Raw genomic sequence first — 10,714 nt, 5'->3', positions numbered from 1 at the left:
CCTCCTTTGTCCGTGCGGGAAGGTGGTCTGTCCGTGCGGGAGGGTGATCTGTCTATGCGGGAAGGTGGTCGCCCACGAGGGCGAGGCACTGGATGGCGGCCAGGCCGTACTGCGCGGAGGCGTTGGCGGAGGTGAAGGCGGCCTCGTCGACGGGCTTGAGCACCTTCGGCCCCTCCACCCGCACCGACGCGAACTCCAGGGTCCGCGGGTAGCCCGCGTGGCCGGTGTCGAACTCCTTCCACGCCCGCGCGGCCAGGGTGGCGTCGCCGAGCTTGGCGGCGGCGTAGGCGGTGAGCCGGGAGTGGGCCTGGCGCAGGTTCTGGTTGCCGAACGACTGCCCGGTCTCGGCCTGCTGCTCGGCGGCGGTGCCGTTGTAGAGGCGGCAGTACTGCAGCCACGCCTTGGTGAACGCCTCGTCGCCGGTCGCGGAGATCAGCTCGCTGCAGAGCTCGACCAGGCCGAACACCGCGCCGAGCGAGCCGACGCTGACCGCGGGCTCCGTGGGCTTGAAGGTGCCGTCGTCGAGGTCGTACAGGCCGCTGCCGCGCACGAACCCGTTGGGCATCGCCGCGATCGAGCGCATGCCGTTCAGCAGCTTCTCCTTGGCGACGGGAGCGCCGCCGCGCTCCCACTCGGTCAGCCAGGCCAGCGCGAGGCCGCTCCAGTCGGTGCCGGTGCTGACGCCGAGCGCGTGCGGGTCCGGCTCGTACGGCTCCGTGCGGATCTTACGGATGGGGTCCAGGACCAGGAACGTCCTGTCCACGTCCACGAGGTCGCGCAGCAGGTCGCCGATGCGCTCGTCGGCGGTCAGGTAGTAGAGGAAGCGGCGGTAGCCGGCGTTGCTGATGCGGGCCTGCTTGGCGCTGTCGGCGTAGTGCTGCACGCCGTGCCGGGTGCCGAGATCCCGCCATTTGCCCAGATGGTAGACGTCGACCTCGCCCGTGTGGCGGGTCATGGCCTCGGCGAAGCGGAACGCCTCGGCCTTGCCGGTGCGCAGGTAGTGGTACCAGAGCCACAGGTCGGTGGACAGCTCGGAGTTGTCCCAGGCGTAGCCGCCGACGTCGTAGCGCCAGACGTGCCGGTCGCCGTCGTAGCTGTGCATGATGTCGCCGTAGTCCCAGAAGCCGTACCAGGAGCGCTGCTCGGTCTGCTTGCTGTGGTGGTCGAACAGGAAGTCGAGCCGGTCCTCGATCAGCCTCCTGGCCGGGGTCGAGCGGTCCACCGGCGACCAGTCGCCGAACACCCGGGCCGCGTGCAGGTGCGCCGGGGGCGCGACGACCAGCGGCGGCGTCCGTACGGCAGCGGTCAACTCGGCGATCCTCCCGGCGGCGGGGGTGGCCGCGAGGGCCCAGAACACCAGCTCCGTGGTACGCGCGATGCCGTACGGGGTGCCGAAGCCCGGCTCGTAGTCCTCGTAGGTGATCTCCAGCCCTTCGAGCTGCTCGGCGTAGGTGTCCTGGCCCAGGCCGTCGTGGTAGAAGCGCAGGTCCATCGGCCCGGCCTCGGGCGACCAGAGCCACACCGTGACCTCGGCCCTGTCGCCCGCCGCGCCGCGGATGTCGAGCCCGGTGGGGTGCAACTGCCAGAAGTTGCGCATGCCGAACGCGAACCCGCCCTCGGGGCCGCCCACGTAGCCGAGGCCGCCCGCCCGGCTCCCGGCGTCCACCGGGATCCAGCCGTGCCCGGCCTTGGTGCGCTTGCGGATCTGGAAGCCGTCCGCGGTGAGCTGGCGCAGCGTGTAGTCGCCGAAGGCCGGGATGAGGTGCAGGCGTGAGCCGACCCGGGGGTCCCACGTCTCGACCGGCGGGGTGGCCTGCCCGGCGACCTGCGCCTGGCGCACCGCCGCGCCCGGGTCGCGGCGCAGGCCGGTGATGCCGCGCACCGCCTCCGACAGCACGCCGTCGCCGGGGCCGGCGAAGCGTACGTGCCGGTTGTACAGCTCGCCGCGCATCGGCACCTCGAACCGGATGCCGAGGCCGCGGACGAAGTCCTTCTTCTCATCGCCGTCGTAGACGAAGCTGTGCACCGCGCGGATGCCGTCGCCGCCGGCGTAGAAGTACAGGCGCACGGTGAACGGCAGCCACGACCGGCCGCCGCGCCGGTGCGCGCCCTCGATCCGGACCACCGCGCGGACCGGGCCCGACTGCTCGACCGTCACCTTCTCGGTCCGGCCGGTGAACCGCTCGGTCTTCACCGAGCCGCCCTCGTCGTCGTCGATCTCGTCCTGGCGCAGGCAGACCAGTTCGCCGTCGCGGGCGATCTCGGTCTCGCCGCGCAGGATGGCGCGTACGAGCCTGTCGCCCTTCCTGGGGATCCGGCACCTGATCACGCCGGTGTCCACCTCGACCTCGTCGCGGCCGTCCCTGACGGTCACGGCGGTCGCGGGCGCGGCGGGGGCGCCGGCGGCGAGCACGTATCGCTCGGCCGGGGCCACCTCGGCGCCGATGGCGTGCGCGGTCCACTTCAGCGACCCGTCCGGCCAGTACGCCGTCGCCCACGTCTGCACCGGCACCTGCTGACCGGCCGCCGTACGCAACGCGAACGCCTGATCCTTGGCCACGGTGCCCTTCGGCCACGGCACCCCCCAGGTGGACCCGGCGGCGAGCTGTTTCGGCGCGCCGCCTTCGAGCCACGTGAGCTGGACGCCGTCCTCGAGCGGGCCGGCCGCCGCGGCCTTCTGCGCGGCGCTCGCCGGGCCGGCCGTCCAGCCGATCTGTCCGGCGGCGCCGACCGCCGCCGCGGTGAGGAGCAAGTTACGTCGGGACATCATCGCCATGGGGGGCTCCACGTGGGATCGGCGCATTGTTTAACCGTTTACTAAGCGCTGATCGCAGCATGGCGGGGCAACCCTGTCAAGGGTGAACGGCTTCGTCGGGTATGCGTTTGCAGCGACAACCCCAGGCCGATGGCGTCCGGATGCCCGGCGGCGAAGTTCACCGCACGCCGGGGCTTGCACGGATGTTAGGGAAGCGTTTTAATCAACCTGTTCCCTCTATCGGAAAGCGCTTACCCTCTAGTGACGAGAATCCCGTCGTCGTCGCTGAACAGCTCAGCGCCGGGGCTGAAGGTGACACCGCCGAACGTGACGGGCACGTCGCGTTCGCCGTCGCCCTCCTTGGCGCTCTTGCGCGGATTGGAGCCGAGCGCCTTGACGCCGAGGTCCAGCTCGCGCAGGGCCACGACGTCGCGTACGGCGCCGTGGATGACCACGCCCGCCCAGCCGTTGGCGACCGCGAGCCCGGCGATGACGTCGCCCATGAGCGCGCAGTGCAGCGAGCCGCCCCCGTCCACGACGAGCACCCGGCCGGCGCCCGGCTCCATCAGGGCCGACCTGAGCAGGACGTTGTCCTGGTGACAGCGGACGGTGGCGATCGTGCCGTGGAAGGCGGCCCGGCCGCCGTACTGGCGTAGCTGAAGGTCGCACGAGTCGAGCTCGTCGCCGCGCTCGTCGTAGAGGTCCGCCGTGGCCATGCTCATGCCGGGGTCTCCCCATCCTGTTCCGTGTGGTGTTCGCGCCACGCTACCGGCCCGGCGCTCGCCCGCCGTACGTCCCGGGCGGCCCGCCGGCGGGTGCGGGCGAGACCGTCAGCGTCTCGCCGCTGACCAGCGACGCGTCGTCGGAGCACAACCACACGACGGCGCCGGCGACGTCCTCCGGGCCGCCGCCGGGCCCGGTGGTCACGGCGTTGATCCGGACCCCCGAGCCGGCGCGGTCCCGCGCCGCCGCACGGGTCAGCTCGATCACCGAGGCGGTCGGGGCCAGGTTGACGATGCGGCCACCGGGCCGCATCGAGGGGAGCTCGTACGTCATGGCCAGGGACACCGCACGCGTGTACGCGTGGTTGAAGGCGGCGTCGAGCCGGCCGAACGCGCCGAGCGTCTGCTCCACCAGCCGCCGCACCGACACCGGATCGGCGAGATCCGTGGGGACGGCGACCGCGTGACCGCCCGCCGCGCCGATGCGCGCGGCCAACTCCTCGATCGCCCGGCCGTCGCGGGCGGCGAGGACCACCCGGGCTCCCGCCCTGCTCAGCGCCCACGACACGGCGGCGCCGATGGCCCGGCCGGCGCCCGCGACGATGACGGTACGGCCCGACAACGCTTCCCCTGCCATGGCGACCTCGGCTTCACTGGTGACCTCTGGCCGACGCTAGGAGCGGGGTCGCCGGGCCCGCATCAGTGAAGTCGCCGGTCCCGTAGGCGTTGTCACCGGTTCCCGGGCTTTCTATGCTCGCCGTGTGCTGGGGAGAGACGCCGAGATCGAACTCCTGGATTCGTTGCTGCGGCAAGCGGGCGAGGGACACGGCGGCGGGGTCGTCCTGCACGGGGAGCCCGGCATCGGCAAGACCGCGCTGCTGTCGCATGCGGAGCAGCGGGCCGCCGGTTTCCGGGTGCTGCGCGCGGTGGGCGTCGCGCCGGAGGCCGAGCTGGCCTACGCCACGCTGCACCAGCTCCTGCTTCCGGCGCTCGGGTCGGTGGAGGAGCTGCCGGGCCCGCAGGCGCAGGCCCTGAACATCCTGTTCGGACGCGCGCACGGCACGCCGCCCGATCCGTTCCTGGTGGCGCTGTCCACGCTGTCGCTGCTGTCGCTGGTGGCCGGGGAGCGGCCCGTGCTGTGCGTCATCGACGACGCGCACTGGGCGGACCAGCCGACGCTGAAGACGCTGGCGTTCGTGGCACGGCGGCTGGACAACGAACCCATCGCGGTGGCGCTGGCCGCCCGCGCCGACGAGGGCCACGACACCGGCCTGCCCAACCTGCGCCGCGTACCCCTGATGGGCCTCAAACCGGACGCGGCCCTGGCCCTCCTGGTCGAGCGCGACACGGACGGGAGCGGGGGCAGGGGCAGGAGCGCGTCCGGGCGGCGGCTGACCGACGCCGAGCGCAGCCGCCTCCTGACCGCCACCGGCGGAAACCCCCTCGCCCTGCTCGAACTCGCCGGGACCGAGGTCCCGCCGGAGGGCGCACAGGAACCGCTGGCCATGACCGACGAGCTACAGCGCTCGTTCCTGGAGAAGGTGCGCGCGCGTCACGCCTCGGCCCTGCCGCTGCTGCAGCTCATGGCCGCCGACGGCTCGGGAGGCGTGGAGACCATCGACCGGGCGGCCACCTCACTGCGGATCACCACCGATCCGCTGCACCGCGCCGAGCTCGACGAACTGCTGACCTACGACGGGCCACGGCTGGTGTTCCGGCATCCGCTGATCAGGTCGGCGATCTATCACAGCGCCACGGTCAACCGGCGGGCGGCGATCCATCGGGCGCTGGCCTCCGCCTTCGACTCGCAGGCCGACCAGCACCGGCGCGCCTGGCACCTCGGGCAGGCCGCCGTCGGCCATGACGAGCAGGCCGCCGAACAGCTCGAACGCTCGGCCGAGCAGGCGGCGCTGCGGGGCGGGCCCGCCGCGGCCATGACCGCGCTGAGGCGGGCGGCCGAGCTCACCGCGGACGGCCCGCGCCGGGGGCGGCGGTTGTGGAGCGCCGCGCTCGCCGCCGTCCAGGGCGGATTCACCACCGTGGCGGCCGAGCTGATCGAACGTGCCGACCGCGAGCCCCACCTGGCCGAGGCGGACCGGATCGCGCTGGCCGCGGTGAGGGCGATCGTGGCCGAATTCGCCGGCTCCACCGAGGACGCGCTGGACCTCATCCGTCCGTGGATCCCCCGCGCGCTGCGCATCGACCGCCGCCTCTTCACCCCGACCATCGCCATGTACGGCGACCTCGGCTCCCGCGCCAACCACCCCCAGGCCTGGTCCGACCTCGCGACCTGGCTCGACGACCTCACCCCGCTGTCGGGCACCTCACCCTCGCAGTCACCCCACATCCGGCGGCCCGGCACCGCGTCCGGCGACCCGGAGGACGCGGTGCTGCGCCTGCTGCACCGGCTCAGCCTCGCCCGAACCGGCCACGACCCCGCCCTCGCCGGCCACGAATCCGAGCCGCCCCACGGCCACAGCCCGGCCCTTCCTGGCCCCGACCCCGAGCCGCCCCACCGCCACAGCCCGGCCCGAACCGGGCCTGGCGTCGAGCCGCCGGGCGGTCACGGCCCCGTGCTTGCCGGTCGTGATTCCGGGTCGGCGGCGGATGGTGGTGCTGCGGCCGGTGGCCGGGTTCAGGGTGGGGGCGCGGGAGACGATCGGGCCCAGGTCGAGGCGCTCAGTGATCCGGTCACGATGACCCTGGCCGGGGCGATCGCCCGGCGGCTGGGCGATCACGAGCTGAGCCGGCGGCTGTATCGCGACGCCGGGCGGCTGGCGCGTACCACCGGATCCCTTGGCGCGCTCGCCTGGAACCTCGAATACCAGGCCGTGGACGAGATCGCACGCGGCCGGTACGGGTTGGCCGAAGCCCATGCCGAGGAGGGCTGCCAGTTCGCCGAGGACGCCGGACAGCCGAACACCGCCTGCCGCAACCGGGGCCTGCTGGCCTTGTGCGCGGCGCTTCGAGGCAGGCCGGAGGCCGGCGAGCTGGCGAGTGAGGTGCTGGCCGAGGCGAGCGGCCGCAAGCTGTGCGACGCCTCCGCGTACGCCAGGCGGGCGCTCGGCCTGGTCGAGCTGGTCGCGGGCCGTCCGGGCGAGGCCGCGCGGCACTTCGAGGCGATCGGCGACCGGGACGGCGACCCGCCCGCGGACCTGGCCATGGAGGTCGTCCCCGACCTGGTCGAGGCCCTGGTCCGGGCCGGCGAGCACGACCGGGCCGCCGCGGCCACGGCGCGATACGAGAGGTGGACCGCGCACACCCCCTCCCCCGAGCTGGGCGCCCTCGCGGCCCGCTGCCGCGCGCTGGTCGGCGGCGACGCCGACGCGGGCGTCCATTACGCGGAGAGCCTGCGCCTGCACGGCCTGTCCGACGCCCCGCTGGAGTGCGCCCGCACCGAACTGCTGCTCGGCGAGCAGTTGCGGCGTGAGCGGCGGCGTACCGAGGCTCAGCGGCACCTGCGGGGCGCGGCGGAGGGGTTCCGCCGTGTCGGCGCGCTGGCCTGGGCCGAACGGGCGCTGGGTGAGTTGCGGGCGACCGGGGAGTCGGCGCGGGCGCGCACCCCTGAGGCGGGGGCCCTGAGCACGCTCACGCCGCAGGAGCTGCGCATCACGCTGGCCGTCGGCGAGGGGCTGACCAACCGGGAGATCGCCGCGCAGCTCTTCCTCAGCCCGCGCACCGTGGACTACCACCTGCGCAAGGTCTTCCAGAAGGCCGACATCACCTCACGCGCCGAGCTCATGCGGCTGGTCCTCGCCGAACGCCCCTCCTGACGACCCCTCCTGACGACCCCTCCTGACGACTGCACCGAACGACTCCGCCGAACGACCCCGCCCGGAGGCCCCGGCCAGATGACCGGCGACTTCACTGATTCGGTGGCGGGGCCGGCGTTCCTAACGTCTGTGGCATCACGTCCCTCACGTCAGGAGTCCGGAAATGATGTCAAAAGCACGTACCGTCGGCCGGTTCGTCTGGCACTACGCCGAGATGGTCGTCGCGATGATGCTCGGCATGCTGCTGCTCGCCCCGCTGTGGGGCGCGGTGCTGCCGGAGGTCACCCGGGTCGATGTCGATGTCCTGATCATGGCCGCCGACATGACCATCGGCATGGCGGTCTGGATGCGGGTCCGCCGCCACGGCTGGGGCGCGATCGCCGAGATGGGCGCGGCGATGTTCGCGCCGTTCCTGATCCTGCTGGTCCCGTACTGGTTCGGCGTCTTATCGGGAGAGATGGTGATGTCGGCCGGTCATGTGCTCATGTTCGTCTTCATGGGCCTGGCCATGCTGCGGCGGCGCGAGGAGTACACGCGGCACCGGCACAGGCTCGGCATCCGGCCCGCGTGGCTGAAGCGGGGCGCCGTCGTGCTGGTGGCGCTGCTGGTCCCGGCCGCGGTGTCCGGGGTGAACACGGTCGGCAAGTTCGGCGACCTCTACCGGGCGCGCCCGGACGCCGTGCGGGTCCAGCCGGCGTCGAACCAGCCGGCGTCGAAGGCCGCGGCCCACGATCCGGCGAAGCCCACGGTGGCCCTGCTGCTCGGCGGCGGCACCAACGTGGCCGACCTGCTGGGGCCGTACGAGGTGCTGGCGGGCAGCGGCCGGGTGAACACGTACGTGGTGTCGGCCGAGGCCCGGCTGATGCCCCTGACCGGCGGCCTGGATCTCGTGCCCGACCTGACGTTCGACCAGCTCACGAACCTCATGGTCGAGCGGCGGGACCGTCTCGACGCCGTGATCGTCCCGGCCCTGCAGCCGCCGGCCCCGGCGGAGCGGGATTCGATCAACGACTGGCTGCGGCGCCAGTCGGAGGCCGGCGCGCTGACCGTCAGCGTCTGCAACGGGGCCCGTACGCTGGCGGGCAGCGGGCTGCTGGACGGCAGGCGGGCGACCTCCCACTGGCTGCGGCTGTCGGGGCTGCGCGCCGACTTCGGCAAGGTCGACTGGTCGAGCGGCGTGCGGTACGTCGACGACGGCAACATGATCACCACGGCCGGCGTGCTGTCCGGCATCGACGGTGGCCTGCGGATCCTGGAGCGCCTGGTCGGCATGGACGCCGCCCGCGAGGCGGCGAGCAGGGTCCACTGGCGTCACTACTCCCCCGGCGCAGCCGGAGGGATCCCCGAGTCCCGTCTGGAGGCGGCGGACGCGGTCGTCGGGCTCAACGCCTCGTACCAGACCGGGCCGTCGGACATCGGCGTGCGGCTCGTCGAGGGCGTCGGCGAGCTGGAGCTGGCGTCGGCGTTCATCTCCTACACCGAGCACGCCATGGTCGGGCGCACCGTCGCGGTGGCGGACGGCCCGGTCCGCTCCAGGCACGGCCTGACGTTCGTGCCGCGCTCGACGGTGGCGTCGGCGGCCGGCCTCGACCGGCTCCTCGTCCCCGGGCTGGACGCGGCGCGCGATCGCGCGGCGGACGTCACCGGAGGCGGAGGCGGAGGCGGGGGCGGGGGCGGGGGCGGGGGCGGGGGCAAGCGCCCCGAATATCTGCACGTCAGCGCGGAGTTCGCGTTCGACCCCGTGCTGCGCGACATCGCCCGCACCTACGACGTGCAGACGGCCCGGTGGACGGCGAAGACCCTCGAGTACCCGGTGCTGGACGTCGAGCTGAGCGGCAGCGCCTGGCCGTGGGCCGCGACGATCGTCCCCCTGGTGCTCGCGTTGCTGGGCGCCGCCGTGGCGATTGGGGCCGGCCTGGTGTTCCGCCGGGTACGGGCCTCGCGGAGCCGTCCGTGACGGCCGGGAGGCGGCCGGCGCCGGTCTGGCTCGGATGAAGGCCGGTTATGGTGTGGATCATGCTTTCCTGGCACCCGTCCGTCGATGGCTCCGGTCCCACGTACGCCGAACCCCTCCAGTCGCTGAACCCGGGCGCCCTGCCGCCCGACGTGCACGCCGACCTGAACGCGTGCCTGCGGGCGCAGCTCCAGGGCGCCGAGAACACGCTCCGCACGGGCGCGGTGACGTCCGTCCTGCTGCCCCCGTCGGGCATCGTCCTGGCCGACGGGATGATGGACGGCGTCGCGGACTACGAGGTCGACTACTACTACGACGAGGGAGCCGTGCTGACCGCGCTGAACAGGATGTTCGGCGAGATCACCGGGCGGGCGGCGGAGCTGCGGTGCATGGCGCTCGGCTACAAGGTGCGGATGCGGTCGGTGGGCGAGGGCGTGCCGCAGGAGGTCACGATCGCCCGCCTGAGCGACTGGCAGCAGCAGGACGAGGGACGGCCGCCCGGAAGCACCGACGCCGTGTGCGTGGACATGGAGCACCGGGCGGGGATCGCGTTCCGGGTGTTCATGCCGTACATGTACCAGCAGCAGCGCCTGTTCCTGGGCGGGCTGACGTCCGTGCCGCACCAGCCCCGGGTGTGGGTCTGAGGGCCCCGGGCTATGACAGGGCGGCCAGGTCTTCGGGGGTGAGCCGGAGGGCGGCGGCGTCGAGGTTCTCCTCCAGGTGGGCGAGCGAGCCCGTGCCGGGCGTGGGCAGGATGACCGCCGAGTGGTGCAGCAGCCACGCCAGCGCCACCTGCCCGCTGCTCGCCCCCAGCCGCGCGGCCACCTCCGCCGGCCGCCCGTCCGCCGCCGCCAGCGAGCCGTTGCCCAGCGGGAACCACGGCAGGAACGCCAGCCCCCGCTCCTCGCAGATCCGCAGCACCGGCTCGGACTCGCGGTCGAGAACGTTGTAGCGGTTCTGCACGGAGGCGATCGGCGCCAGCTCCAGCGCCCGTTCGAGCTCCGGCGCGGTGACCGTGTCGAGGCCGATGTGCCGGATCTTGCCCTCCTGCCGCAGCTCGGCGAGTGTGCCGAGCTGGTCGGCCGACGGCACGTCGGGGTCGAGCCGGTGGAGCTGATAGAGGTCGATCGTCTCGGTCCTGAGCCGGCGCAGGCTCGCCTCGCACATGGCCCGCAGCCGCTCGGGCCGCCCGGCGACGTGCCACACGTTGGGCCCCGTACGCACGACTCCGCCCTTGGTGGCGATCACCAGCTCCTCCGGGTACGGGTGCAGCGCCCGCGCCACCAGCTCCTCGGCCAGGTCGGGCCCGTAGTTGTCGGCCGTGTCGACCAGCGTGACCCCGCGCTCGACGGCGCGCCGCAGCACGGCGACCGCCTGGCCGGGCTCCAGCCGCGGCCCCCAGTAGCCGGTCCCGGTGAGCTGCCCGGTGCCGTAGCCGAGACGGTTCACCCGCAGCTCGCCGGCGATGTCGAAGCTCTGACTGATCACGGTGTCCCTCTCGATGGCTCTG

General features: G+C 73.3%; 7 protein-coding genes. 3 read left to right on the top strand and 4 right to left on the bottom strand.

Features of this window, described 5'->3' with window-relative positions; all coding sequences use genetic code 11:
- Positions 1–52: 52 nt before the first annotated feature.
- The 3 genes from AB0I15_RS15655 to AB0I15_RS15645 form a co-directional block, all read right to left on the bottom strand.
- A complete protein-coding gene (locus AB0I15_RS15655; RefSeq protein ID WP_358095159.1) occupies positions 53–2,767 on the bottom strand; it encodes a Tat pathway signal sequence domain protein in 2,715 nt (904 codons plus the stop codon).
- A gap of 239 nt (positions 2,768–3,006) precedes the next feature.
- Positions 3,007–3,477, bottom strand: a complete 471-nt coding sequence (rraA, locus tag AB0I15_RS15650) for a ribonuclease E activity regulator RraA (protein ID WP_358095157.1) — start codon at positions 3,475–3,477, stop codon at positions 3,007–3,009.
- A 43-nt stretch (positions 3,478–3,520) separates the two neighbouring features.
- Positions 3,521–4,114 (bottom strand): SDR family oxidoreductase, encoded by a 594-nt coding sequence (locus AB0I15_RS15645; protein WP_358095155.1) that lies wholly within the window; start codon positions 4,112–4,114, stop codon positions 3,521–3,523.
- 124 nt (positions 4,115–4,238) lie between these two features.
- Here AB0I15_RS15645 and AB0I15_RS15640 point away from each other — a divergent pair, with 124 nt between their 5' ends.
- From AB0I15_RS15640 to AB0I15_RS15630, 3 genes are all read left to right on the top strand, one after another.
- Positions 4,239–7,250, top strand: coding sequence for an AAA family ATPase (locus AB0I15_RS15640; protein ID WP_358095153.1), 3,012 nt, complete (start codon positions 4,239–4,241; stop codon positions 7,248–7,250).
- A gap of 163 nt (positions 7,251–7,413) precedes the next feature.
- A complete protein-coding gene (locus tag AB0I15_RS15635; protein ID WP_358095151.1) occupies positions 7,414–9,207 on the top strand; it encodes a DJ-1/PfpI family protein in 1,794 nt (597 codons plus the stop codon).
- Between the two features lie 59 nt (positions 9,208–9,266).
- Positions 9,267–9,848 carry a hypothetical protein gene (locus tag AB0I15_RS15630; RefSeq protein WP_358095149.1) on the top strand — a complete coding sequence of 194 codons (582 nt, stop codon included), beginning with the start codon at positions 9,267–9,269 and terminating at the stop codon, positions 9,846–9,848.
- Between the two features lie 10 nt (positions 9,849–9,858).
- Here the strand turns inward: AB0I15_RS15630 and AB0I15_RS15625 are convergent, their stop codons facing one another.
- Positions 9,859–10,692 (bottom strand): aldo/keto reductase, encoded by an 834-nt coding sequence (locus AB0I15_RS15625; RefSeq protein WP_358095147.1) that lies wholly within the window; start codon positions 10,690–10,692, stop codon positions 9,859–9,861.
- Between the last annotated feature and the right edge of the window lie 22 nt (positions 10,693–10,714).

The sequence above is a fragment of the Nonomuraea sp. NPDC050643 genome (assembly GCF_040654715.1).
Classification (GTDB): Bacteria; Actinomycetota; Actinomycetes; order Streptosporangiales; family Streptosporangiaceae; genus Nonomuraea.
The sequence above is the reverse complement of the archived record's forward strand: the minus strand, read 5'-3'. Positions and strand labels throughout refer to the sequence as shown.

Bases quoted from the DNA above. Each gene is read 5' to 3' on its own strand.
- AB0I15_RS15655 (WP_358095159.1), bottom strand. From the start codon at position 2,767: ATGTCCCGACGTAACTTGCTCCTCACCGCGGCGGCGGTCGGCGCCGCC.
- rraA (WP_358095157.1), bottom strand. From the start codon at position 3,477: ATGAGCATGGCCACGGCGGACCTCTACGACGAGCGCGGCGACGAGCTC.
- AB0I15_RS15645 (WP_358095155.1), bottom strand. From the start codon at position 4,114: ATGGCAGGGGAAGCGTTGTCGGGCCGTACCGTCATCGTCGCGGGCGCC.
- AB0I15_RS15635 (WP_358095151.1), top strand. From the start codon at position 7,414: ATGATGTCAAAAGCACGTACCGTCGGCCGGTTCGTCTGGCACTACGCC.
- AB0I15_RS15630 (WP_358095149.1), top strand. From the start codon at position 9,267: ATGCTTTCCTGGCACCCGTCCGTCGATGGCTCCGGTCCCACGTACGCC.